The organism is Azospirillum agricola (assembly GCF_017876095.1).
GTDB lineage: Bacteria > Pseudomonadota > Alphaproteobacteria > Azospirillales > Azospirillaceae > Azospirillum > Azospirillum agricola.
The window spans coordinates 130,407-153,188 of record NZ_JAGINM010000004.1 but is presented as its reverse complement, the minus strand read 5'-3'; the positions used below and the strand labels follow the sequence as shown (position 1 = coordinate 153,188).

General features: G+C 70.9%; 22 protein-coding genes. 10 read left to right on the top strand and 12 right to left on the bottom strand.

All coding sequences use genetic code 11. The features are described 5' to 3' along the window. Window positions 1-15: 15 nt before the first annotated feature. The gene (locus J2847_RS07135) at window positions 16-1,815 is read right to left on the bottom strand and encodes an acyl-CoA dehydrogenase (RefSeq protein WP_209778216.1); all 1,800 of its coding nucleotides are present in this window, start codon (window positions 1,813-1,815) and stop codon (window positions 16-18) included. Between the two features lie 247 nt (window positions 1,816-2,062). Between J2847_RS07135 and J2847_RS07130 the strand changes: the two genes are divergently transcribed. The 6 genes from J2847_RS07130 to J2847_RS07105 all read left to right on the top strand — a co-directional run bounded on the left by J2847_RS07130 (window position 2,063) and on the right by J2847_RS07105 (window position 7,550). Beyond that, complete coding sequence (locus J2847_RS07130) at window positions 2,063-3,163, top strand: lysozyme family protein (protein ID WP_209778214.1); 1,101 nt, start codon at window positions 2,063-2,065, stop codon at window positions 3,161-3,163. A 125-nt stretch (window positions 3,164-3,288) separates the two neighbouring features. Then, window positions 3,289-3,801 carry a peptide deformylase gene (def, locus tag J2847_RS07125; RefSeq protein ID WP_209778213.1) on the top strand — a complete coding sequence of 171 codons (513 nt, stop codon included), beginning with the start codon at window positions 3,289-3,291 and terminating at the stop codon, window positions 3,799-3,801. 7 nt (window positions 3,802-3,808) lie between these two features. Beyond that, window positions 3,809-4,780 (top strand): methionyl-tRNA formyltransferase, encoded by a 972-nt coding sequence (gene fmt / locus J2847_RS07120; RefSeq protein WP_209778211.1) that lies wholly within the window; start codon window positions 3,809-3,811, stop codon window positions 4,778-4,780. Next, a complete protein-coding gene (gene truA, locus J2847_RS07115) occupies window positions 4,762-5,499 on the top strand; it encodes a tRNA pseudouridine(38-40) synthase TruA (RefSeq protein ID WP_209778209.1) in 738 nt (245 codons plus the stop codon). Before fmt ends, truA begins: the two co-directional genes overlap by 19 nt. Before the next feature lie 290 nt (window positions 5,500-5,789). After that, window positions 5,790-7,100 (top strand): branched-chain amino acid ABC transporter permease, encoded by a 1,311-nt coding sequence (locus J2847_RS07110; protein ID WP_209778208.1) that lies wholly within the window; start codon window positions 5,790-5,792, stop codon window positions 7,098-7,100. A 96-nt stretch (window positions 7,101-7,196) separates the two neighbouring features. Next, window positions 7,197-7,550: a zinc ribbon domain-containing protein YjdM gene (locus tag J2847_RS07105; RefSeq protein ID WP_209778206.1), complete on the top strand. Its 354-nt coding sequence runs from the start codon at window positions 7,197-7,199 to the stop codon at window positions 7,548-7,550. 97 nt (window positions 7,551-7,647) lie between these two features. Here the strand turns inward: J2847_RS07105 and leuC are convergent, their stop codons facing one another. The 3 genes from leuC to J2847_RS07090 all read right to left on the bottom strand — a co-directional run bounded on the left by leuC (window position 7,648) and on the right by J2847_RS07090 (window position 11,728). Continuing rightward, window positions 7,648-9,054, bottom strand: coding sequence for a 3-isopropylmalate dehydratase large subunit (gene leuC / locus J2847_RS07100; protein ID WP_085555199.1), 1,407 nt, complete (start codon window positions 9,052-9,054; stop codon window positions 7,648-7,650). A 156-nt stretch (window positions 9,055-9,210) separates the two neighbouring features. Then, on the bottom strand, window positions 9,211-10,650 hold the full coding sequence (locus tag J2847_RS07095) for an FAD-binding oxidoreductase (RefSeq protein WP_209778204.1): 1,440 nt from the start codon (window positions 10,648-10,650) through the stop codon (window positions 9,211-9,213). A gap of 70 nt (window positions 10,651-10,720) precedes the next feature. Next, the gene (locus J2847_RS07090) at window positions 10,721-11,728 is read right to left on the bottom strand and encodes an L-threonylcarbamoyladenylate synthase (RefSeq protein ID WP_325169342.1); all 1,008 of its coding nucleotides are present in this window, start codon (window positions 11,726-11,728) and stop codon (window positions 10,721-10,723) included. A 112-nt stretch (window positions 11,729-11,840) separates the two neighbouring features. Here J2847_RS07090 and parA point away from each other — a divergent pair, with 112 nt between their 5' ends. Next, on the top strand, window positions 11,841-12,485 hold the full coding sequence (gene parA / locus J2847_RS07085) for a ParA family partition ATPase (protein WP_209778203.1): 645 nt from the start codon (window positions 11,841-11,843) through the stop codon (window positions 12,483-12,485). 133 nt (window positions 12,486-12,618) lie between these two features. Here the strand turns inward: parA and J2847_RS07080 are convergent, their stop codons facing one another. From J2847_RS07080 to hrpB, 3 genes are all read right to left on the bottom strand, one after another. Beyond that, the gene (locus tag J2847_RS07080; protein WP_209778201.1) at window positions 12,619-13,479 is read right to left on the bottom strand and encodes a hypothetical protein; all 861 of its coding nucleotides are present in this window, start codon (window positions 13,477-13,479) and stop codon (window positions 12,619-12,621) included. A gap of 139 nt (window positions 13,480-13,618) precedes the next feature. After that, the gene (locus tag J2847_RS07075; RefSeq protein ID WP_209778200.1) at window positions 13,619-14,440 is read right to left on the bottom strand and encodes a hypothetical protein; all 822 of its coding nucleotides are present in this window, start codon (window positions 14,438-14,440) and stop codon (window positions 13,619-13,621) included. An 81-nt stretch (window positions 14,441-14,521) separates the two neighbouring features. Beyond that, on the bottom strand, window positions 14,522-17,113 hold the full coding sequence (hrpB, locus tag J2847_RS07070) for an ATP-dependent helicase HrpB (RefSeq protein WP_209778198.1): 2,592 nt from the start codon (window positions 17,111-17,113) through the stop codon (window positions 14,522-14,524). Window positions 17,114-17,301: 188 nt separating this feature from the next. Between hrpB and J2847_RS07065 the strand changes: the two genes are divergently transcribed. Then, on the top strand, window positions 17,302-17,772 hold the full coding sequence (locus tag J2847_RS07065) for a ferritin-like domain-containing protein (RefSeq protein WP_209778196.1): 471 nt from the start codon (window positions 17,302-17,304) through the stop codon (window positions 17,770-17,772). A gap of 82 nt (window positions 17,773-17,854) precedes the next feature. Here J2847_RS07065 and J2847_RS07060 read toward each other — a convergent pair whose 3' ends face one another. The 4 genes from J2847_RS07060 to J2847_RS07045 all read right to left on the bottom strand — a co-directional run bounded on the left by J2847_RS07060 (window position 17,855) and on the right by J2847_RS07045 (window position 20,926). After that, a complete protein-coding gene (locus J2847_RS07060; protein ID WP_209778194.1) occupies window positions 17,855-18,070 on the bottom strand; it encodes a hypothetical protein in 216 nt (71 codons plus the stop codon). Window positions 18,071-18,125: 55 nt separating this feature from the next. Beyond that, window positions 18,126-19,403, bottom strand: coding sequence for a PP2C family protein-serine/threonine phosphatase (locus tag J2847_RS07055; protein WP_209778193.1), 1,278 nt, complete (start codon window positions 19,401-19,403; stop codon window positions 18,126-18,128). A gap of 48 nt (window positions 19,404-19,451) precedes the next feature. After that, entirely contained in the window at window positions 19,452-19,757 is a 306-nt protein-coding gene (locus J2847_RS07050; RefSeq protein ID WP_085555191.1) for an STAS domain-containing protein, read from the bottom strand. A gap of 254 nt (window positions 19,758-20,011) precedes the next feature. Beyond that, window positions 20,012-20,926, bottom strand: coding sequence for a hypothetical protein (locus J2847_RS07045; RefSeq protein ID WP_209778191.1), 915 nt, complete (start codon window positions 20,924-20,926; stop codon window positions 20,012-20,014). Window positions 20,927-21,142: 216 nt separating this feature from the next. Between J2847_RS07045 and J2847_RS07040 the strand changes: the two genes are divergently transcribed. Together J2847_RS07040 and J2847_RS07035 are read left to right on the top strand one after the other, a co-directional pair. Continuing rightward, window positions 21,143-21,559: an HRDC domain-containing protein gene (locus J2847_RS07040; protein ID WP_085555189.1), complete on the top strand. Its 417-nt coding sequence runs from the start codon at window positions 21,143-21,145 to the stop codon at window positions 21,557-21,559. A 283-nt stretch (window positions 21,560-21,842) separates the two neighbouring features. Further along, window positions 21,843-22,049, top strand: a complete 207-nt coding sequence (locus tag J2847_RS07035) for a hypothetical protein (RefSeq protein ID WP_209778189.1) — start codon at window positions 21,843-21,845, stop codon at window positions 22,047-22,049. 45 nt (window positions 22,050-22,094) lie between these two features. Here the strand turns inward: J2847_RS07035 and J2847_RS07030 are convergent, their stop codons facing one another. Beyond that, window positions 22,095-22,580 (bottom strand): PRC-barrel domain-containing protein, encoded by a 486-nt coding sequence (locus J2847_RS07030; protein ID WP_209778188.1) that lies wholly within the window; start codon window positions 22,578-22,580, stop codon window positions 22,095-22,097. Window positions 22,581-22,782: the final 202 nt, after the last annotated feature.

The following is a 22,782-nucleotide window of genomic DNA, read 5'->3' as shown; positions in this document are numbered from 1 at the left end:
GAGAGGGCTCCTTCGTCAGAACTGCTCGTCGCTCAGCGCCAGCACGGTGTTGCGGGCGCTGGCGATGGTCGGCAGCAGGGCCGGGGCGGTCGCCAGGATCTGCTCGGCGTAGAAGCGCGCGACGACCAGCTTGGTCTCCAGGAAGGACGCGTTGGCGCCGGGGCGCTTCAGCCCCTCCACCGCCTTGGCGGCCGAGCGCGCCAGCATCCAGCCGCCGGCCACCGTGCCCCACAGCTTCAGATAGGCCACGGCGCCGGCCGCGGCACCACGGGCGTCGCCCTCGGCCTGGGCGCCGACGATCCAGTCCACCGCCTTGTCGAGCGCGTCGAGACCGGCCGTCAGCTCGGCGCGGATCACCGCGAGGTCGTCGCCGGGAGCGTTCGCCAGCTCCGCCGCCGTCGCCCGCATCTCGGCGATGAAGGCCTTGGCCGCCGCCCCCTTGTCGCGCCCGGTCTTGCGGAAGGCGAGGTCGTTGGCGTGGATGCCGTTGGTGCCCTCGTAGATCGGGGTGATGCGGGCGTCGCGGTAATGCTGGGCGGCGCCCGTCTCCTCGATGAAGCCCATGCCGCCATGGATCTGCACGCCGGTGGAGGCGACGTCGCAGCCGATGTCGGTCGACCAGGCCTTGACGATCGGGGTCAGCACGTCGACCCGCGCCGCCGCCGCCGCGCGGACATCGGCGTCCTCGTGATGGCGGGCGGTGTCGAGCTGCGTGCCGGCGTAGAGCGCCAGCGCGCGGGCGGCCTCGGTCTTGGCGCGCATGTCCAGCAGCATGCGGCGCACGTCCGGATGCTTGATGATGGCGACCGCCGCGCCCTTGGCGTCGGCGACGTCCTTGCTCTGCACGCGGGCCTTGGCGTAGTCGCGGGCCTGCTGGTAGGCGCGCTCCGCCACCGCGACGCCCTGGATGCCGACGCCGAGCCGGGCGTTGTTCATCATCGTGAACATGTACTCGATGCCACGGTTCTCCTGGCCGACCAGGAAGCCGATGGCCCCGCCGTCGTCGCCATAGGCCATGACGGCGGTCGGGCTGGCCATGATGCCGAGCTTGTGCTCCAGGCTGGCGCAGCGCAGGTCGTTGCGGGCGCCGGGGGTGCCGTCGGCGTCGGGCAGGAACTTCGGCACGATGAACAGGCTGATGCCCTTGATGCCGGCCGGCGCGTCGGGCAGGCGGGCGAGCACCAGATGGACGATGTTCTCCGTCAGGTCATGCTCGCCGTAGGTGATGAAGATCTTCTGGCCGGTGATGCGGTAGGTCCCGTCGTCGGCCCGCACCGCGCGGGTGCGCACGGCGGCGAGGTCGGAACCGGCCTGCGGCTCGGTCAGGTTCATCGTCCCGGTCCATTCGCCCGAGATCATCTTCGACAGGTAGACCGCCTTCTGCTCGTCGCTGGCGTGCTCGGTCAGCAGGTCCACGGCGCCCTGGGTCAGCAGCGGGCACAGGCCGAAGGACAGGTTGGCCGCCTGCCACATCTCGTTCACCGCGAAGGCCACCGTCCAGGGCAGGCCCTGCCCGCCGTAATCCGGCTCGAAGGGCAGGCTGTTCCAGCCGGCCTCGGTGAACTGGCCGTAGGCCTCCTTCCAGCCGGTCGGCGTGCGGACGACGCCGTTCTCCAGCTTCGAGCCCTGCTTGTCCCCGACCGGGTTGAGCGGGGCGAGCACGCCGGAGGCGAACTTCCCGGCCTCCTCCAGGATGGCGTCGACCAGATCGGGGGCCGCCGATTCGCAATGGGGCAATGCGGCGACGGCGTCGAGGCCGACCACCTCGTTGAGGACGAAGCGCAGATCGTCGACCGGAGCGGTGTAGGAACTCATGGCGGAACGGACCTCCCGGTGGCCTTTGGCGGGGCCTGTTGCTGTTGATTGACCTATACGTCACCATACACCATCGAATGGTGCATGGCGAGAGAACGCGCTGGCGTGCGTCCTCGTCTTGCCGGCTGTTTCGTCGAAGGCTATGCCGGGGGACGCTCCGCTGCAAGACGCCCTGCGGGCATGGGGCTCCGCCGAATTGGCATGGCTGATGCATGGTTGCTGGTGTCTCAGCACGAGGACCGCCCCCATGAGCTTCGCGTCCGCCCTTGGCCTTTCCAGCGACACCGCCCAGCAGACTGCCCAGCAGGCCAAGTCCGCCCGTGGCGGAGCGGCGGCCAACGTCGAGGCCGCCGTGCGCAACGCCAGCGCCCGGACGGGGGTCGATTTTTCCTACCTCATGGAAAAAGCTGCCGTGGAGAGCGGCTACCGCACGGACGTAAAGTCCTCCTCCTCCTCGGCGACGGGGCTGTACCAGTTCATCGACAGCACCTGGTTGCAGACGATGAAGGAGCATGGCGCCGACCATGGGCTGGGCCGCTACGCCAACGCCATCCAGACCCGCGGCGACGGCCGTCCCTACGTCGCCGACGCCGACATGAAGAAGGAGATCCTGGACCTGCGCAAGGATCCCTCCGTCTCGGCGCTGATGGCGGCGGAATACACCCGCGACAACAAGGAGTATCTGGAGGACACGGTGAAGGGGACCATCGGCTCCACCGAACTCTACATGGCGCATTTCCTGGGGGCCGGCGGTGCGTCGAAGTTCCTGAACGCCATGCAGGACAACCCCAGCCGCACCGCCCGCGACGTCTTCCCCGAGGCGGCGGCGGCCAACAAGAACGTCTTCTTCGACAAGGCCACCGGCAAGGCGAAGTCGCTGAAGGAGATCTACGACAAGTTCGCCACCAAATTCTCGGAGAACCCGCTGGCGAGCTTCGCTCCGGGGCAGGTGGCGGCCGACGCGGTGCGCAAGCAGGACATGCCCGACGGCTTCACCACCCAGGTGCCGATGCCGCCGGCCAAGTCGCTGAACGGCACGCCGCTGTCGATCTATCAGGTGCTGGCGCTGAACGCGCTGGAGACGCCGGACGAGGTCGACAGCATCAACGGCCGCGAGACCCGTCCGCGCGACAAGGAGAACCGCAAGATGCGCGAGGAGCCGGTGCGCACCGACCAGGCCGGCGACTCCGGCGTCGGCTTCGGGCTGGGCCTCGGGCTGGGCCGGATCGTCGGGTCGGAATCGGCGACCACGGCGGCCAACACCGTCACTTCGGCCGCCGCCGCCGCGCCGACCACCGCCGCGCCGGACGCCGTGGCCGGCACCACCGAGACGAAGGCCGCCGCCTGACGCGGCCCTCGCCGGGCGGCCGCCCGACCGCGCGGGCGTTTCCATCGGGCGGATTCCTTGACCCGGTGGCAGGGGCCGCCTACTTTGACCCTTTGATCCCCCTTTACCATCGCTGTCGAGCACCCATGGCCGTCCTTCCGATCCTCGTCGCCCCGCACCCGGTCCTCAAGCAGAAGGCGAAGCCGGTCGCGGCCGTCGATGCGCGCGTCGCCAAGCTGATGGACGACATGGTCGAGACCATGTACGCCGCCAAGGGCATCGGGCTCGCCGCACCGCAGATCGGCCGGTCGGAGCGGGTCATCGTCGTCGACGTGCACGAGAAGGGCGAGACGCCCAACCCGATCCGCCTCGCCAACCCGGAGATCGTCTGGTCGTCGGAGGAGAAGGGGATCTGCGAGGAAGGCTGCCTGTCGGTGCCCGAACAGTACGCCGAGGTCACCCGGCCGCTGTCGGTGCGCGTGCGCTACCTCGACGAGAAGAACGAGCCGCGCGAGATCGAGGCCGACGGCATGCTGGCGACCTGCCTCCAGCACGAGATCGACCATCTGAACGGCGTGCTGTTCGTCGATTACCTGTCGCTGCTCAAGCGCAACATGATCCTGCGCAAGGTGCAGAAGCAGCAGAAGGCGAGCGCCTGATCCCGCCATGACCGCCCCGCTCCGTCTCGTCTTCATGGGCACGCCGGACTTCGCCGTGCCCAGCCTCGCCGCGCTGATCGGGGCGGGCCACGCCGTGGTCTGCGTCTACAGCCAGCCGCCGCGCCCGGCCGGGCGCGGGCAGCAGGTGCAGGCATCCCCCGTCCACCGCTTCGCCGAGGAGCACGGCATCCCGGTGCGCACGCCCAAGAGCCTGCGCAACGCCGAGGCACAGGCCGAGTTCGCGGCGCTCGACGCCGACGCGGCGGTGGTCGCCGCCTATGGGCTGATCCTGCCGCAGCCGGTCCTCGACGCCCCGCGCCTGGGTTGCGTCAACGTGCACGGCTCGCTGCTGCCGCGCTGGCGGGGCGCGGCGCCGATCCAGCGCTCGATCCTGGCGGGCGACGCCGAGACCGGCATCACCATCATGCAGATGGACATCGGGCTCGACACCGGCGCCATGCTGTCGAAGGAGGCCGTGGCGATCACGCCGGCGACCACCGCCAGCAGCCTGCACGACGAACTGGCCGCGCTCGGCGCGCGCATGATCGCTCCGGCGCTGGCCGGGCTCGCCGCCGGAACGCTGGCCGCCGAGCCGCAGCCCGAGGAGGGCGTGACCTACGCCGCCAAGCTGACGCGCGAGGACGGGCGGCTCGACTGGACCCGTGACGCCGCCTGCGTGGAACGGCAGGTGCGGGCGCTGACCCCCTGGCCGGGCTGCTGGTTCGACGTCGAGGGCGAACGCGGGACCGAGCGCATCAAGGTGCTCGCCGCCGAACTGGTGGCCGATGCCTCCGGTGCGCCGGGGACCCTGCTGGACGACCGGCTGACGGTGGCCTGCGCGGAGGGCGCCGTGCGGCTGACCCGCGTGCAGCGGCCGGGCAAGGCGCCGGTGGACGGCGCCGCCTTCCTGCGCGGCTTCGCGCTTTCCGTGGGTGGCCCCGTGGGCGGACATGTCGGCTCATGCAACGCTGGAAACTGACGGTCGAGTATGACGGCCGGCCCTTCGTCGGCTGGCAGCGGCAGGACAACGGCCCCTCGGTGCAGCAGCATCTGGAGGAGGCGGTGCGGCGCCTGTCCGGCGAGACCGTGCGCGTCCACGGCTCCGGCCGCACCGACGCCGGGGTGCACGCGCTGGGGCAGGTCTGCCATTTCGACCTGGAGAAGAGCTTCACCGGGCTGAAGCTGCGCGATGCGCTGAACTTCCACCTGAAGCCGGAACCGATCGCGGTGGTCGAGGTCGAGCCGGCGCCCGAGGATTTCCACGCGCGGCTGACCTCCGTCGGGCGGTCCTACGTCTACCGCATCGTCAACCGGCGGGCGCCGCTGGCGCTCGAATCCGGGCGGGCGTGGCACGTCACGCGGCCGCTGAACGCCGAGGCGATGCACGAGGCGGCGCAGGTTCTGGTCGGCGCGCACGACTTCACCAGCTTCCGCGCCTCGCTCTGCCAAGCCAAGTCGCCGCTGAAGACGCTCGACCGGCTCGACGTCGAGCGGTCGGGCGACGAGATCCGTGTCCACGCCGCCGCGCGCTCCTTCCTGCACCACCAGGTGCGCAACATGGTCGGCACGCTGGAGCTGGTGGGGGCGGGCAAATGGACGGACGCCGACCTTCGCCGCGCGCTCGACGCCCGCGACCGCGCCAAGGCCGGGCCGACGGCGCCGCCGGACGGGCTGTATTTCGTCTCCGCGCGCTATTGAGCGGGCGTCTTTGAGTTTTAGACACAGATGAACACAGATAGACACAGATGAACTGAGATGAGCGTTTGCCTTGCCCCATGAGGCGTTTCTGTGGATTGGTTTTAAGGGGCATTGCGGCAGTGATTGAAGAGAAAATCATATATTTGTATTTTGTTCATCTGTGTCTATCTGTGTTCATCTGTGTCAAAGAATAAAACCTTTTGATCGCGTCCAGTCGTAGAGCTGGCGGCAACTTCCCAGCCGCACGGATTGCCGCTACGCTGGAGATCCTGCCACGTCCGGGCCGCTCCGTGCTCCGCATCCTCCTTCTGCTGGCCGCCTCGCTTCTGCTGCTGTCCGGGTGCGGCATCGATGCCGACCAGGATCTGCTGTGCCGCAAGCTGATCCCGGCCTTCGAATCCGATCCCATCACCGACGCCCGGACGCGGATGGATCCTGAGGACCGGCGCATCGTCCGCGTCGATTACCAGACCGGCGGGGTGGTCCATTGGATCGCCTGCCGCTTCGCCGGCACCGCGACGGAGGCCGGGCGCACCAGCCTGGAGGCGGTCGCCACCGACCGCACCGGCTGGCTGAGCCCGATCCGCTTCGCCATGCTGGAGCAGTGGGTCCGCATCAAGCCGCCGCGCCACGACGCCGCCCCGGCCGCCGAGATCGTCCGCTCGCCGCCGACGGCCTGGACGCCGTGGCTGTTCCTGTTGCAGCAGATCGTCAACGCGGCGACGGTGGCCTGCGTCTACGGGCTGCTGGCGCTCGGCTACACGCTGGTCTACGCCATCCTCGGCCAGATCAACCTCGCGATGGGCGAACTGACCATGGTCGGCGCCATGCTGACCGCGATGGCCGCCGCCGGGCTCGGCATGGCCGGCTGGGCGAGCTGGCCGCCGGCGCTGCTGGGAATGCTGGTGCTGGTCATGGGCTTCACCGCCGTGCAGGGCTGGACGATGGACCGGCTGGTGTTCCGCCGGCTGCGCCGGGTCCGCTCGCACACGCCGCTGATCGTCGCGGTCGGGCTGTCGGTCGCCTGGCAGGAGGGGGTGCGGCTGCTGCACGGCGCCCGCGACTGGTGGCCGACGCCGGTCCTCGCCGACCGCCACGACCTGATCGGCGACGGGGCCTTCACGGTGACGGCGCTGTCCTCGCAACTGGCGATCCTGGCGCTGACCGGCGGGCTCTACGCGCTGTTGTGGGGAATCATGCAGCGGACGCCCTTCGGCCGGGCCCACCGCGCCTGCACCGACGACGTGGCGGCGGCGGAGCTGATGGGGGTGGACGTCAACCGGACGGTGGCCGTCACCTTCGCCATCGGCGGCGGGCTGGCGGCGGCGGCGGGGGCGGTGATCGCGCTCTATTACGGCGGGGTGAACTTCTTCACCGGCTACCTGATCGGCTTCAAGGCGCTGGCGGCGGCGGTGGTCGGCGGCATCGGCTCGGTGCCGGGGGCGATGCTGGGCGGCGCGCTGCTCGGGTTGGTGGAGACCTTCTGGTCGGCGTACTTCGTCATCGCCTACAAGGACATCGTCGCCTTCGGGCTGCTGACCCTGTTCCTGATCTACCGCCCGCAGGGCCTGCTGGGGCAGGCGCGGGGGCGGGGCGACTGAGCCATACCGTCGCAATCTTGCGGGAGCGGCGGCTTGGGGTTCCTATTCGATGGCTCCGTGCATTAGGGTGCCGGCCCCAAGCGACGAGGAAAAGCGATGTCCGACGATCTGAAGTGCCCGCAATGCGGTTCCGAGCATGTCTACCAGGACGGCAGCCTGTGGATCTGCCCGGAGTGCGCCCATGAATGGAACCCGGAGGCGGCGGCCGGGGATGCCGGGGCGGAGGCGTCGGAGGGCGTGCGGGACGCCAACGGCAACCCGCTCAGCGATGGCGACAGCGTGACCGTGATCAAGGACCTGAAGGTCAAGGGCTCGTCGCTGGTCGTCAAGGGCGGGACCAAGGTGAAGAACATCCGTCTGGTCGACGGTGCCGACGGTCACAACATCGCCTGTAAGATCGACGGGATCGGCGCGATGAACCTGAAGTCGGAGTTCGTGAAGAAGGCGTGAGGCGGGTCGGCCACAGTGAAGTCGGCCACAACGAAAAGCCCCGGAGGACGCTCGGTCCTCCGGGGCTTTCTCGTCATTCGGCCTGGGCCGGAAGCCCTCAGCTCAGCGTGCGGACATCGGCGAGATGGCCGGTCACCGCCGCCGCCACGGCCATCGCCGGGCTGACGAGGTGGGTGCGGCCGCCGCGGCCCTGGCGGCCCTCGAAGTTGCGGTTCGAGGTGGACGCGCTGCGCTCGCCCGGCGCCAGACGGTCGGCGTTCATCGCCAGGCACATCGAGCAGCCCGGCTCGCGCCACTCGAAGCCGGCCTCGACGAACACCTTGTCCAGGCCCTCTTCCTCGGCCTGCTCCTTGACCAGGCCCGAGCCCGGAACCACCAGGGCGCGCACGCCCTCGGCGACCTTGCGGCCCTTGGCGAGGTCGGCGGCGGCGCGCAGATCCTCGATGCGGCCGTTGGTGCAGGAGCCGATGAACACCGTGTCGACCTTGACCTCGGTCAGCGGCTGGCCGGGCGTCAGGCCCATGTAGGCCAGCGAGCGCTCGACGGCCGCGCGCTTGCCGGCGTCGGCGATGTCGGCCGGGTTCGGCACCGTTGCGGTGATCGGCAGCACGTCCTCGGGGCTGGTGCCCCAGGTGACCTGCGGGGCGATCTCGTCGGCGTTCAGCACGACGGTGGCGTCGTACACCGCGCCCTCGTCCGACGGCAGCGTCTTCCAATAGGCGACGGCCTGCTCGTAGGCGCCGGCCTTCGGCGCCAGCGCGCGGCCCTTGACGTACTCGTAGGTCTTTTCGTCCGGGGCGATCAGGCCGGCGCGGGCGCCGCCCTCGATCGCCATGTTGCAGACGGTCATGCGGCCTTCCATCGACAGGTCGCGGATGGCCTCGCCGGCGAACTCGATGACGTAGCCGGTGCCGCCGGCGGTGCCGATCTTGCCGATGATCGCCAGAACGATGTCCTTGGCGGTCACGCCCGGATTGAGCTTGCCGTCGACCCGCACCAGCATGTTCTTGGCCGGCTTTTGCAGCAGCGTCTGGGTGGCGAGCACATGCTCGACCTCCGAGGTGCCGATGCCGAAGGCCAGCGCGCCGAAGGCGCCGTGCGTCGCCGTGTGGCTGTCGCCGCAGACGATGGTGGCGCCGGGCAGGGTGAAGCCCTGTTCCGGACCGACGATGTGGACGATGCCCTGGCGGATGTCGTCCATTGGGAAGTAGCGGACGCCGAAGTCGCGGGCGTTCTTGTCCAGCGTCTCCACCTGGATCCGGCTCTCCTCCTCGACGATGCCCTTGGAGCGGTCGGTGGTGGGAACGTTGTGATCGGGGACCGCGAGCGTGGCTTCCGGACGGCGGACTTGACGGCCGGCGACGCGCAGCCCCTCGAACGCCTGCGGGCTGGTCACCTCGTGGACCAGATGGCGGTCGATGTAGAGGATGCAGGTGCCGTCATCCTGGCGGTGCACGACGTGGCTGTCCCAGATCTTGTCGAACAGAGTGCGCGGCTTGGACATCGGAAAAATCTCTCTCGCGGGTACGCTCGGCGCGGAACAAAACGGAGGCCGCACAATAGCGTTGTGTCGCTGTGGGGACAAGCTTGGCAAAGCGTCTTTCGCCGCAAGCCTGTCCCCCGCAATTTTGTGACCTTGAACGCGGCTTGGGAGTTCTGCTTACGGCAGCATCTTGCCGGGGTTCAGCAGGCCATGGGGGTCCAGCGTGGCCTTGACGGCGCGCAGCAGGTCGAACTCCACCGGGCTCTTGATGACCGGCATCTCGTCCTTCTTGAAGCGGCCGACGCCGTGCTCGGCGGAGATCGAGCCGTCGAGCGCGAAGATCACCTCGTTGACGACGTGGCAGATCTCGTCCCAGCGGTCGAGATAGGCCTTGGTGTCGGCGCCGTCCGGCTGGCTGAGGTTGAAGTGGATGTTGCCGTCGCCGACATGGCCGAAGGGGGTCGGGCGGATGCCGGGGCAGGCGCGCTCGACCGCCGCCTCGGCCCGCTCGATGAACTCGGCGACGCGCGAGACGGGGACGGAGACGTCGTTCTTGATCGAGCCGCCCTCGAACTTCTGCGCCTCGACGATCGCCTCGCGGATGAACCACAGCTGCTTGGCCTGGCTCTCCGACTGGGCCAGCGTCGCGTCGGTGGCGAGTTCCGCCTCGAACGCCTCGGCGAAGGCGGCCTCGACCGTGTCCTGGAAGCTGTCGGTCTTGGTGCCGGCGGTCAGCTCGGTGATGACGTACCAGGGCGACGGCTCCGACAGCGGGTCGATGGTGCCGGCGACGTGCTTGAGCGCGAAGTCCAGGCAGCGGCGCGACATCAGCTCGAAGGCCGACACGGCGTCGCCCGACGCGGCGCGCAGGCGGGCCAGCAGCTCGACGGCCGCCGCCGGGCTCGGCACGGCGACGAAGGCGGTGATCGACTGGCGCGGGCGCGGGAACAGCTTCAGCACGGCGGCGGTGACGATGCCCAGCGTGCCCTCGGCGCCGATGAACAGGTTCTTCAGATCGTAGCCGGTGTTGTTCTTGCGCAGACGGCGCATCCCGTCCCACACGCGCCCGTCGGCCAGCACGACCTCCAGCCCGAGCACGAGGTCGCGGGTGTTGCCGTAGCGCAGCACGTTGATGCCGCCGGCGTTGGTCGAGATCAGCCCGCCGATCTGCGCCGTGCCCTCCGCCCCCAGGCTGAGCGGGAACAGCCGGTCGGCCTCGGCGGCGGCGGCCTGCACGGTGGTCAGCACGACGCCGGCCTCGACCGTCATCGTGTAGTTCAGCGCGTCGGTTTCGCGGATGCGGTTCATGCGCGACAGGCTGAGCACGATCTCGCGCCCCTCCTCGTAGGGGATCGAGCCGCCGACGAGGCTGGTGTTGCCGCCCTGCGGCACGACCGGGATGCCGGCCTCGGCGCAGATTTTGACGACGGCGGCGACCTCTGCGGTGTTCGCCGGGCGGACGACGGCCGGGCTGTTGCCCTTGAAGCGCCCGCGCCACTCGGAAAGGTAGGGCGCCATGTCGGCGGCGTCGGTCAGGATGCCGGACGGGCCGACGATGGCGCGGATCTGGTCGAGGGCGGCCTGGGTGGCGGCGGCGAGGGGCGCGGCGGAGGTCATGGCGCGGGGTCCGGCAGTGAGGATGGCGTCTTGCCTCCTTCTACAATCTCCCGCCCGCCAATTCCATCCGCTAGGGCCGGGGCGCCGCCGCGCGGCGCAGGCGGTCGTTGATCGCCACGCCCAGCCCTTCGTCGGGGATCGGCATCACGGCGATGCGGGCGGCGCCGCTCTGGTCGAGTTGACGCAAGTGGCTGAACAGGTTCGCCGCCGCCTCGTTCAGGTCACCCTGGAGGCTCAGGTTCAGGCGGATGGCGCCGCCGAACAGGAAGCGGTCGGGGCCGAAGGTCAGGAACGCCTCGTCGGCGTCCGCCGACCCGGCGTTCAGCCGGACGGACGCGTTCGGCGCGTAGTGGCTCTCCAACTGGCCGGGCGACTTCGGCGCGGACGGGTCGCCGGCCGAGACGCGGACCGGGCCGATCAGCCGCTCCATCTCCTCGGGCAGCACGGCGCCGGGGCGCAGGATCACCGGCTCGGGGCCGGTCAGGTCGATGACCGTCGATTCCAGACCGACCTGGCACTTGCCGCCGGTGACGACGCCGTCCACCCGCTCGCCCAGGCTTTCCAGCACGTGATGCGGCGTGGTCGGGCTGACGGCGCCGGAGCGGTTGGCGCTGGGGGCGGCGATCGGCCGGCCGGCGGCCTTCAGCAACGCCTGCGCCAGCGGATGACCGGGCACGCGGATCGCCACGCTGTCGAGCCCGGCGCTGACCAGCAGCGACAGGGCGGAGTTGGCCGGGCGCGGCAGCACCATGGTCAGCGGGCCGGGCCAGAACTGCTGCGCCAGCTCCAGCGCGCGCTCGTCGAACATCGCCCAGCTCTGCGCCGCCGCCAGATCGGGGACATGGGCGATCAGCGGGTTGAACTGCGGCCGGCCCTTGGCGGCGAAGATCGCCGCGACGGCGCGGTCGTCGGTGGCGTCGCCGCCCAGGCCATAGACCGTCTCGGTCGGGAAGGCGACCAGCCTGCCGGCGCGCAGCAGCTCGGCCGCGCGGGCGATGCCGGGCGGGGTGGCGGGGATCAGCGCCGGGCGCTTCTCGGCGGGGGAGGGGGCTTGGTCGGTCACGGGGTCTTGGGTCACGGCGTCTTTCTAGCGGCTGGCCGCGCGGTGTCAATTCGCGCGGTTGCGCCCGTCCCGGCGCAACGCTATGAGGGGGACGGGCTTTTCCAACGACAACATGATGGGTGCGGGCATGGCGGGCAAGGTCTTCACCGTGGCGCAGCAGAAGGGCGGCGCCGGCAAGACCACGCTGGCCGCCCACCTCGCCATCGCCTGGGCGCAGCTCGGCCATTCCGTCGCCACGGTGGACATCGACCCGCAGGGCAGCCTGACCCGCTGGCACGCCGTGCGCACCGAGGCGACCGGCGGCAAGCCCGGCTTCACCCATGTGCAGATCAACGGCTGGCGCACCCAGGCGGAGGTCGAGAAGCTCGCCCGCTCCCACGACATCGTGGTGGTCGACAGCCCGCCGCACGCCCAGACCGAGGCGCGCATCGCCGTGCGCGCCGCCACGCTGGTGGTGGCGCCGGTGCAGCCGAGCCCGATGGATCTGTGGGCGGTCCACCCGACCATCGAGCTGGCCGCGCAGGAGAAGCGGCGCCTGCTGCTGGTGCTGAACCGCGTGCCGCCGCGCGCCCGCATCGCCGACGAGCTGGTCGCCAAGGTGCACGAGCTGGTCGCCCCGCCCGCCGTCGGGCTGGCGGTGGCGCAGGTCGGCAACCGCACCGCCTACGCCGGCACCCTGATGAGCGGCCTGTCCGTCACCGAGGCCGCCCGCAAGTCGCAGGCGTCCGTCGAGATGCAGGCGCTGGCCGAGGAAATCCTGGCGCTGGCCTGAGCGGGCGCCGAAGCGTTTTCCTTGAAGGTTTCCGTCATGCCCGTGCTTGGCATGGGCATCCACGGTGCGCGCTTCAAGGTTGCGCGTGGATGCCCGGCTCAAGGCCGGGCATGACGATTCCAAAGGGAACGCTTCAGCTGATCCAGAGCTGGAGCATCAGACGCTCCCGCCGGGTCGGCGGCAGCGCGCGGTGGTAGCAGGAGGTGTCCTCCAGGAAGCCGGTGCCGGCCGGTCCCTCCACCACCATCAGCCGGTCGCGGGCGAAGCGGGCGAAGACCGCCTTCTCCTGCGCGTTGGCCGAGCCCAGCAGCATGCGCAGCGACTTGCCCCGGTGCGATCCGCGGATCAGCGCGTGCTCGCCGGCCCCCGAATCGACGTCGGTCAGGTAGAACTGCGCCGAGCAGAAATGGAAGTCGTGGACGTCGAAATGCCAGTCGATGGTCTGGCCCAGGCGCCGCCGCTCCTCGTCGGAGACGTCGGTGACGAAGCTCCAGAACAGGCGCGGGATGATCTTGGTCGGGCGGAAGCCGAGGAAGGCGCCGGCGCTCTGCATCAGCACCGGGTCGCGGCAGACCCGGCGCACGGCGGTGCAGTCGAGAGGATCGGGGACGGTGCCGATGACCACCGGCGTGGTGCCGTCGAGCGTGCCGCCGACCACCTCGTGCCGGAGGAAGAGGCGGTCGGCGCCGCGCATCCTCAGCGGCGAACTCGTGGCGAACTCGACGAGTTCCGCCACCAACGCCGGCGGCAGGTTGAAGCCGAGCGCGATGGAATCCCGCCGCAGGTCGGCCAGCGCCCGCTCCGGCGTGACCCCGGTGAACAGCGAGGTCGGCAGTTGCGGCAAGGGGATCGGCGGTCCCGCGGGCGGGCGTGACGTGGAACGGGGGCTGAGACGGCGCAACGCGCTGTAGCCGCGGCGAACGGTTTCGAAGCGGCCGAGAGCATAGTGAAGCTCACCGGCGACAAGGCGCCGGGCGATGTTCGCGACGTTCATGACATGGTCATCCCTTGCCGGAAGCCGGTGGAGGTTGGGTGGAGCAATCGATGGGATGGCCAAGTGTATGCAGGTTTGGAGCAATTCCAAAAAGGCGCTTTGGGCGTACACCGCCACGTCGAGGGATTAGACGGTCGTCTTAGCGTTCGGGCTCCGGCTTGATCCCGAGGTCCTTCAGGGCGTGCATCAACTCCAGCACCACGGTGCTGATGTCGGGGAAGGAGAGCGCCACCGCGCGGCGGTCGGGGTCGAGCCGCACGACATGGGCGACCTGCCGCCCGCCCACGCCCGGCGCCTCGGCGCAGCGTAGATCCAGCCGCAGCCTGGCGCCGACGGCGTGCGCGAACTCCTCCGGCGAGCGGTCGAGCAGCAGCCCGCGCGTGGACCAGTTCAGCGTCGTGAGGCGCTGCCCCTCCACCTCCACCGCCAGCGCCGGGTCGAAATAGCGGAGGGCGCGGCGGCGCTCGACCCCGCCCGGCGGCTTGGGGCCGCTGTCGTGCTGCTCCAGCCTGCGCCTGGCCGCCTCCTTGGTGCGGTCGTCGACGCCGTCCTTGCTGGTCAGCAAGGTGGCCTGGACGCGGCGCTCCACCCCGTGGCGGAACTCGTCGTCGGCGCCGAGTCGCAGCGCCTTGCCGAACTGGTCCTTGGCCTGTGTCAGCAGCGCGTTGCGCCCCTTCTCGTCGCCGGCATGGCCGAGCCGCTCGGCCTGGACCAGCAGCGTATCGACGCTGCGCTGGCAGGCGCCGCGCTGGATCACGCGGGCGGCCTCGCGGAACTCGGCGGCGCGCAGGCTGGGGAATTCCTTCGCCTTCAGCAGTTCGGCCAGGACGGCGGCGAGCGCGTCGATCTGGTCGGGGGCGGCGGTTTCCGCCTCGCGGCGCATGCGGCGGACCAGCTCCTCCGCCTTGCGCAGGAGGGCGTCCTCGATCTTGCGGCGTTGTTCGGCGTCCATCACGGGCATGGCGTGGCCTCCCGTCGTCTGACACCCTCCAGTGTACGGCCGCCGCCGGCCTTCGGGACAGCGACAGTTGGTCGCCCCACCTCACTTTCCGCGTGGTTTGGCCCTGGCGGTCGGTTCGGCCTCCAGCGGGTTGTCGGGCCAGTAATGCTTGGGGTACTGGCCCTTCAGGTCGGCCTTCACCGCCTTGTAGGCGTTGGCCCAGAAGCTGGCGAGGTCGCGGGTGACCTGCACCGGGCGGCGGGCCGGCGACAGCAGGTGCAGCAGCAGCGGCACCTTGCCTCCGGCGATGCGCGGCGTCTCGGCCAGCCCGAACATCTCCTGGAGGCGGACCGCCAGCACCGGCTCCTCGCCGTCATAGTCGATCGGCACGCGGGAGCCGCTCGGCACCTCGACATGGGTCGGCGCCTCGGCGTCCATCCGGGCCTTCAACTCCCAGGGCAGCAGGGCGCGCAGCGCGCTCGACAGGTCGACGCGGTCGAGATGGGCGCGGCGCGACACCCCGTCGAGGAAGGGGGCGAGCCAGTCCTCCAAGCCGTCGAGCAGCGCCTGGTCGGACAGGTCCGGCCATTCCTCTCCCTCGCGCCTGCGCAGGAAGGCGAGGCGGGTGCGCCATTTGCGCAGCTCGTCGGACCAGGGCAGGCAGGCCAGACCCATGGCGCGGATGCCCTCGACCATCGCGGCGGTCATGGCGTCGGGCGCCGGCTTGGGCAGCCGCTCGTCCTTCAGGACCAGGGCGAACAGCCGGCGGCGGCGGCGGGCCAGCACCGCCTGCTCGCGCCCGTCCCAGACGACGATGTCCTCGCTGCGGATGCGGTCGGCGAACATCTCCTCCAGTTCGGCCAGCGTCACCGGGGCGGCCAGGAAGATCCGCGACTCGCGCGCCGCCCCGTCGAGGTCGGCGACGACCAGCCAATCCTCGGCCGACAGCGGCTCGGCCTCCTGGAAATAGGCGCCGCGCCCGCCGGACAGCCGGTACTGGGCCGCGACTCCGCCGGGGCTGCCGCCGGGACGGCGCTGGCCGATGCGGTCGGGGTAGGCCAGCGCCAGCAGCCGCCCGGTGGCGCCGCTGTCGCCGACGGCGGCGCCTTTGCCCCCGCCGCCAGTGCCGGGAAGGCCGAGCTGCCGCCGCCAGGTCTGCGCCTGCCGCACCGCCTGCCGTGCCCGGTGGCGGTCCACGGCGAGGCCGCGCGCGGCGCCCTGGCCGCCGCGCTCCTCGCCGGTCACCAGGTCGACGCGCAGCCGCAGGTCGCTGTCGCGGAAGCCCGGCTGGCTCCGGACGATGTCGCGCTCGCCGAGCAGCGCCGCCACCGTGCAGGCCAGCGGCCCGAGCCGCATCTCCGTCCCGGCCAGCATCATGCGGGCGAGCCGGGGATGCACGCCGAGCCGGGTCATCCGCCTGCCCCGCGCGGTGATGGCGCCGGTGGGGTCGAGCGCCCCCAGCTCCTCCAGCAGTTCCCTCGCCTGGGCCATCGCGGCGGCGGGGGGCGCGTCGAGCCAGGGCATGTCGGCCGGGTCGCGCACGCCCCAGGCGGCCAGCTCCAGCGCCAGCGGCGCCAGATCGGCGTCGAGGATCTCCGGCGTGGTGTGCGGGGCCAGCGCCCGGTGCGCCGCCTCCGGCCACAGGCGGTAGCAGACGCCCGGCTCCAGGCGGCCGGCGCGGCCGCGCCGCTGGTCGGCCGAGGCCTGGCTGACCTTCACCGTCGTCAGCCGGGTCATGCCGCCGCGCGGGTCGAAGCGCGGCACCCGCATCAGCCCGCTGTCGACGACGATGCGGATGCCCTCGATGGTCAGGCTGGTCTCGGCGATGGCCGTCGCCAGCACCACCTTGCGGGTGCCGGGCGGGGTGGGGGCGATGGCGGCGTCCTGCGCCTCCGCGCTCATGTCGCCGAACAGCGGCGCCAACAGCACGTTCGCGCCGAGATCGGCCTGTTCCAGCAGCGCCTGCACCCGGCGGATCTCGCCGGTGCCGGGCAGGAAGACCAGGGCGTTGCCGGGTTCCTCGCGGAGCGCGCGGCGCACGGTGGCGGCGACCGCGTCCTCGATCCGGCCGCCGGGGGGCGGGGCGTCGAGATGGCGGGTCTCCACCGGGAAGGCGCGGCCCTCGCTGGTGACGATGGGGGCGGGACCGTCGGCGCCGCCGAGCAGGGCGGCGACCGGGCCGCCGTCCAGCGTCGCCGACATCGCCATCAGCCGCAGGTCGCCACGCAGCGCCTCGCGCGACTCGCGCGCCAGGGCCAGGGCGAGGTCGCTGTCGATGCCGCGCTCGTGGAACTCGTCGAACAGCACGGCGCCGACGCCGTCCAGCTCGGGCGAATCCTGGATCTGGCGCAGGAACAGGCCGTCGGTCACCACCTCGATCCGCGTCCGCGGGCCGACGCGGGTGTCCTGGCGCACGCGGTAGCCGACCGTTCCGCCGACCTCCTCGCCCAGCATGGCGGCCATCCGGTGCGCGGCGGCGCGGGCGGCCAGCCGGCGGGGCTCCACCACGATGATCCGTGGGCCGGACAGCCAGGGCTGCTCCAGCAGGGCGAGCGGCACGCGCGTCGTCTTGCCGGCGCCGGGCGGCGCCTGGAGCACCGCGACCCCGCGCCCGCGCAGCGCGTCGAGCAGGGCGGGCAGAACCGGCTCGATGGGAAGGGCGGGGAGGGAGGGGAGGGAAGGCCGGGTCGTCATGGGCCGACTCTGCTGCCGGGAAACCGGCGGAAAGGCAAATGCTTTCCGGCGCGATGATCGCCCGGTCCGGCGGCGGTCTGGACAAAATGTCGCACCGTTGGGGCGGCGCGTCCGCGGCGCGGGATCCATCACCATAAAATTGCTATGGTTTTAGGGTCGTCGGGCCACTTCGCCACTCGCAGGAATCCATGACCAGCATCCACGACGCCGACCTGTTCCTCGCCCACGCCTGCGTGCTGGAGGAGGACGCCGCCAACCGCTTTTCCGATCTGTCGGAAGCGATGAAGACCTATGGCAACCAGGAGGTTGCGGCCTTCTTCGGCCAGATGGCGACCTTCTCGCGCATGCATCTGGCCGAGGCGCGCCAGCGGTCGGGTTTCCGCAAGCTGCCCGACCTGAAGGCGGAGGAATTCCAGTGGCCGGACGGGGAAAGCCCGGAGGCCGCCTCGATGGAGGGGTCGCATTACCTGATGACGGTGGAATACGCGCTGGAGCTTGCGCTCGACAGCGAGCGGCGCGGGCAGGCCTTCTACGCCGAGGTGGCGCGCACCACCACCGATTCGGAGGTCCGCATGATGGCGGAGGAGTTCGCCGCCGAGGAAGCCGAGCATGTCGCCCAGCTCGAGGTCTGGGCCAAGCGCTACCCGCAGACCGCTTGAGGGATGGCTGACTGAAGGGGGCGCCGCAGCGGGCGCACCGGATCGGGGGGACGGGCCCCCGATCCGGTCCGGTTCCTGGTCCTCAGGCGGCCGACAGGGCCGACCATTCGATCTCGTACACCTTGTCCGCCGGCTTGTAGGTCTTGAACGCCGCGATGACGTCGTCGGCGGTGACCCCGGCCGGCACGTTCAGAATCTCGTAGACGACCGAGCTGCCGCTGGTCGGGCCGACGTCGGCGTTGCGGTGGGCCTGCGAGATCAACCCCTCGCCAGCCTTCTTGATCATGATGGAAGCCATGCATCCGTCTCCAGTTGGTGTGCGCCCGACCGGAAAACCATAAACAAAAAGTGGATTAATCGGAAGGCGGAATGAACGCGCCCTTGTCGCAGGCGCCGCCGCCGCGTCCGGCGTCGCGCCGGATCCACAGGGCGGTCAGGTCGTCGCGCAGGCTGGTGCCGAAGCGTTCGGCGAAGCGCGCCATCAGCCAGGGGAAGGGACGGTCGGGCGCCGCCGTCGCGGCCTGCTCCACCAGATCGGCCAGCCCCTCCTCCCCCAGCATGGCGTCGTTGCCGTCGCGCGCCTCGGTCAGCCCGTCGGAGCAGAGGAACAGCGTGTCGCCGGGCCGGAAGGGGGTGCGGCGGTTCTCGTACTGGGCGCCGCCGAAGGCGCCGAGCGGCAGGCCGGAGGCGTCGAGCACGCGGAAGCCGCCCTGGCTGCCCAGCAGCGGGTTCGGCGCCCCGGCGGCGGCGTAGAGCAGCGTGTCGGCGGCGCGGTCGATCACGCCGTAGAAGGCGGTGGCGAACTGGCCGACCGGCAGGATGTCGGACAGGCGCTGGTTGAGCAGGCCGAGCAGCCGGGCGGGGTCGCGCCGGTCGTCGGGCAGGGTGCGGGTCAGCAGCGTGTGCAGGCGGAAGGCGTTGATCGCCGAGGCGATGCCGTGGCCCGACAGGTCGGCGACGAAGATGCCGACCCGGCTCTCGCCGTCTCCCTCGGCGGGATCGATCTCGAAGCTGGTCCAGAAGTCGCCGCCGATCTCGTCGGAGGCCTGGAACACCGGCTCGATGCTCAGCCCGTTGCGCGCCGCCAGCGCCGCCAGCGAGGCGTCGTCGGGCACCAGGGCGAGCTGCATGCCGCGCGCCTGCCGCAGGTCGCGCTCCACCCGCTCGCGGAAGGCCCGCAACTCCTGCACCATGGAGCGGCGTTCGAGATGGTAGCGGACGCGGGCGATGCACTCGCCGGGATTGACCGGCTTGGCCAGCAGGTCGGTGGCGCCGGCCTGGAAGCAGAGGGTGCGGAGCTGGTCGGTGTTGCGCGCGCTCTGCATCAGGATCGGCAGGTCGCGCCAGCGCGGGTCGGCGCGCAGGACGCGGCACAGCGCGACCCCGTCGATCGGCGGCAGGTCGGCGTCGATCAGCAGCAGGTCGGGGCGGACACTCTCCATCCGTTCCAGCAGCTCGGTGCCGTCGGCGGCGAAGGCGACCTGGGTGATGCCGGCCCAGTGCAGGAAGCGGGTCAGCGTGCGCTGGTTGAAGCGGCTGTCGTCGGCGATCAGCACCCGGCGGTCGCCCAAGGGGATGCCGAGGTCGAGCCCATAGAGCGAGGCCGGCGTTTCGTGCTGAAACTCCATCATGCCTCGCTTGGTTCCTCGCGCCGCCGCCGGGTCTTGGTGGGCGGACCGTCAGGCGTCGATGGTGAACATCTTGTGCAGCTTGGCCACCGTGATCAGGCGCTGCACCTCGTCGCGGGCGCCGCGCATGGCGAAGTCCAGGCTCTTCTTCTGCGCGGTGTCGCGGGCGATGATGAACATGCCGAGCCCCGAGGAATCGACGAAGTCCAGGCCGGACAGGTCGAAGACGATGCGGTGGCCGGCCGGCCGCTCGAACGCGGCGATCACCGAGCGGAACGTGTCGTGGTCGGAGAAGGTCATCCGGCCGTGCAACCGGATTTCCGTGCTGTCCCCAGCATCGCGGACGGTGAAGTCCATGGCGGCACTCCGCGGTTGTTCCCTGGTCCCGCGCGCAACACCCGGTGACCGGATCGTTGATTTCATCGGCATGGCGTGGTGCCTCATCTTACGACGAAAGAGATTTCACTTTGATGACAGCCCCGTTTGCACGCGCTGACATTTGCCGCCTTATCACACGCTGCTGTGGCGATGGGCAAGTATCCTTGGTCGCAACTTGATATATATTGGATTTTAGGAAATATTGCGGATGCCGGCCGCGACTCGCCGGACATTTACGGCAAGGAGGCTTCCTCGGTCCGGGGGCGGCCAGCCTGCGGCGGAGCGGCGAGGAGGTTGGCGACTCCGCCGGCCAGCCAGGCCGAGAAGGCGGTCCGCCCGTCCGGTCCCACCGGACCGCCGGGGCAATAGTGCGCCGGATCGGCGGCGGCCGCGGCGCTGTGCCACAACGGCAGGCCGGCGGCCGGTCCCGACTCCGGAGCCGGCCGGCCGTGCGTCTGGACCAGCGCGACCTGGATGCCGGCGGCCCAGGCGCGGGACATGAAGGCGCGCACCCGCTCCGCCGCGTCCGCCGAGGCGGTCATCGGCGGTTCCGCTTCGGCCGGCTCCCCGCAGGTCCGGCGGTATTGCAGGGCGGTCTGGTCGCGCAGGAAGGCGCGCCCCTCCGGCAGCCCGGCCAGCGCGCGCAGGGTGCGGGCCAGATCCTCGCCCACGCCGCGCTCCACCAGCATCAGGTCGCGGTCGATCAGCACCAGCGTCGGGCGGATCGCCAGGATGCGGTCGAGCAGCGGTTCGAAATCGGCGAATTCCGCGCGGTTGTGGACGATGCGCAGGAAATGCAGCTGGCCGATTCCGCGCTTGGCGGCCAGCGCCGCCATCCCGCTCTCGTCGAGGGTGGAGTCGCGCAGGGCGGTGCCGCCCAGCGCCACCACCGTCACCGGGGCGAGCTGGCGGGATGCCCGGTCGGCCACCGCGTCGAGCCGGTTCAGGTTGTAGCGGACGAAGGGCTGTTCGTGGAACTGGCGGGCGGTCCACAGCCCCGTTCCCATCAGCGTCAGGACCCCGACGGCCAGCAGGGCGGGGAAGATCCGGCGCTTGAGACGGCGCCGCCACGCCCGGCCCGCGTTCCGTCCGTCCGCCAGGGTGCCGGAGGGGGCGGCGGCGGGGGAGTCCTGGGCGTGATCGGGCATGGCGGCGCTCTCGGATCGGGCGGTGGGAATCCGGTTTCTCCGACAACGCCGGACGGCGGCGTTCCGCCATGCGGGAATCGGGAGTATCCCCAAGGCGCCTGCGCGGAGCGCCGGTCCCGCCGGCGTGCCGGCTTCCGTGATCCTCCCGATTTGCCGACCGCCCCGCTTGTCGTGTAGGCTTCCACACTCCGGGGAGGAACCCAGCAAGGACGGGCGATGAGCACCGAAATCCGCACCTTCACGATTCCCGACGCCGCCGCCGAGGAGGCGCAGGCGCATCTGTCCGCCTTCCTGCGGACGGTCGAGGTCCAGCGCATCGACACCGCCTACGCCGGCGACGGCTGGCGCATCCTGGTGCTGTTCACCGACCTCAAGCGCAAGGAGGAGTCGCAGCAGATCGAAGCCGCCATCGCCGCCGCGCTGAACAGCTGGCGCGACAAGGCCGCCGCCCAGGCGGGGCTGACGCGCGACGCGGTCCTGGCCGACGAGCTGGTGCAGGAGATCGCCCGCTTCGCCCCGACCACCGAGCACGAGCTGGGCATCATCGTCGGCGCCCGCGACATGCCGTTGTCCCGACATGGCGGGGAGATCGTCCAGGTCGTCCGTTCGACCCTCGACCTGCTGATCGAATGACAGGGTGGAAAGGCCGTTCGGCCTAGACGTTTCGTTGAGGGTCAGCCTGGGGGATTGCGTCCAAAGGTAGCGGCGCTTCCGCCCTAAGCCTGCTTCAGGTGGCTCCCCCGCTGTGTCAGGATCACGGGCATCCGATGCCAACAGCGGCGGGGGCTCGCCTTTGGATTCGCATGACGATCGGACGCAGCGGGGCTCCGCGCCACGATGCTCCGCATTACAGGATTGGGCGCCGCGGGATCGGGCACGCCGGCCCGATCGCCCCGCGGCCGAGCCCTACGGCGTCGTGGGCACCCCGACCCCGGACTACCGGGCCATCGCCCGGCAGTTCGCCAGCCTCAGCGCCGCGGCGGCGCGTCACGCCCGCGCCACCGGCAATGGCGACCTCGACCGGCTGGCGCAGCGACTCGACGAATGCGCCGGCGCCATCCTGGACGACATCGGCCGCGAGAGCCCGCCGGTCTCCCCGGTGGACCGGCCGCGTTCGCATTGAGCCGCGCCGGCCGGTCCGCCGGGGAGACCGGCCGGCTGGCCGGATTCAGCGCCCCCCCTGCGGGCTGCGGTTCAGCGAGGTCATGCTGTCGTCGTACCGGAATTCCGGCATGTCGCGGACGCTGGCGGTGGTCACCTCGCGCAGTCTGATCGCGTTGGCGCCGGGCTCGAACTCGGCCAGCTTCAGGTCGGCGGCGATGTCCTTGCCGCCGATGCCCAGGAAGCCGCCGCTGCGGATCACGATCAACTGGGCCTGACCGTCCGGGCCGAGGATCACGTCGGTCACCTTGCCGATCCTTTCGCCGTCGGAACCGATGACCGGGCGGTTCATCAGACTGTCGACGCTGGGCGCGGCCATGCCCGGCGCGCGGCTGGCCCCATGGGCCCCGGTGCGGTCGGGGGAGGCGGCGTCGCTGGTGGGCATGCCGGTCTGGGCAACGGCCTGGGCAAAGGCCTGGGCAACGGCCTGGGTGGTCGCGGCACCGCCCATCAGCGCGAGCGCCGACAGCGAGACGATCAACATCTTGTGCATGGCTGAGGCTCCTTACACCACCGTGGATCCCTCCAACCGCCATCAGGGCAAAAGGTTGCGGGTGCTGTCCCGAGTCGCCCGCCGCGACTCGGGGGCGCGGGACTCGGGGTGGCGGGAATCCGGCGTCAAGAGAATCGGTGGTGGGTGCTCCGAGTCGCGCACCACAAAATCTTGATTTGCGCCGGCTGGAAAGGCTTGGCGG

Bases quoted from the DNA above. Each gene is read 5' to 3' on its own strand.
- J2847_RS07105 (WP_209778206.1), top strand. From the start codon at position 7,197: ATGTCCGACGATCTGAAGTGCCCGCAATGCGGTTCCGAGCATGTCTAC.
- J2847_RS07050 (WP_085555191.1), bottom strand. From the start codon at position 19,757: ATGGACTTCACCGTCCGCGATGCTGGGGACAGCACGGAAATCCGGTTG.
- J2847_RS07130 (WP_209778214.1), top strand. From the start codon at position 2,063: ATGAGCTTCGCGTCCGCCCTTGGCCTTTCCAGCGACACCGCCCAGCAG.
- def (WP_209778213.1), top strand. From the start codon at position 3,289: ATGGCCGTCCTTCCGATCCTCGTCGCCCCGCACCCGGTCCTCAAGCAG.
- J2847_RS07065 (WP_209778196.1), top strand. From the start codon at position 17,302: ATGACCAGCATCCACGACGCCGACCTGTTCCTCGCCCACGCCTGCGTG.
- parA (WP_209778203.1), top strand. From the start codon at position 11,841: ATGGCGGGCAAGGTCTTCACCGTGGCGCAGCAGAAGGGCGGCGCCGGC.
- J2847_RS07055 (WP_209778193.1), bottom strand. From the start codon at position 19,403: ATGATGGAGTTTCAGCACGAAACGCCGGCCTCGCTCTATGGGCTCGAC.
- hrpB (WP_209778198.1), bottom strand. From the start codon at position 17,113: ATGACGACCCGGCCTTCCCTCCCCTCCCTCCCCGCCCTTCCCATCGAG.
- J2847_RS07095 (WP_209778204.1), bottom strand. From the start codon at position 10,650: ATGACCTCCGCCGCGCCCCTCGCCGCCGCCACCCAGGCCGCCCTCGAC.
- J2847_RS07030 (WP_209778188.1), bottom strand. From the start codon at position 22,580: ATGCACAAGATGTTGATCGTCTCGCTGTCGGCGCTCGCGCTGATGGGC.
- J2847_RS07060 (WP_209778194.1), bottom strand. From the start codon at position 18,070: ATGGCTTCCATCATGATCAAGAAGGCTGGCGAGGGGTTGATCTCGCAG.
- J2847_RS07075 (WP_209778200.1), bottom strand. From the start codon at position 14,440: ATGCCCGTGATGGACGCCGAACAACGCCGCAAGATCGAGGACGCCCTC.
- J2847_RS07045 (WP_209778191.1), bottom strand. From the start codon at position 20,926: ATGCCCGATCACGCCCAGGACTCCCCCGCCGCCGCCCCCTCCGGCACC.
- J2847_RS07040 (WP_085555189.1), top strand. From the start codon at position 21,143: ATGAGCACCGAAATCCGCACCTTCACGATTCCCGACGCCGCCGCCGAG.
- J2847_RS07080 (WP_209778201.1), bottom strand. From the start codon at position 13,479: ATGAACGTCGCGAACATCGCCCGGCGCCTTGTCGCCGGTGAGCTTCAC.
- truA (WP_209778209.1), top strand. From the start codon at position 4,762: ATGCAACGCTGGAAACTGACGGTCGAGTATGACGGCCGGCCCTTCGTC.
- J2847_RS07135 (WP_209778216.1), bottom strand. From the start codon at position 1,815: ATGAGTTCCTACACCGCTCCGGTCGACGATCTGCGCTTCGTCCTCAAC.
- leuC (WP_085555199.1), bottom strand. From the start codon at position 9,054: ATGTCCAAGCCGCGCACTCTGTTCGACAAGATCTGGGACAGCCACGTC.
- fmt (WP_209778211.1), top strand. From the start codon at position 3,809: ATGACCGCCCCGCTCCGTCTCGTCTTCATGGGCACGCCGGACTTCGCC.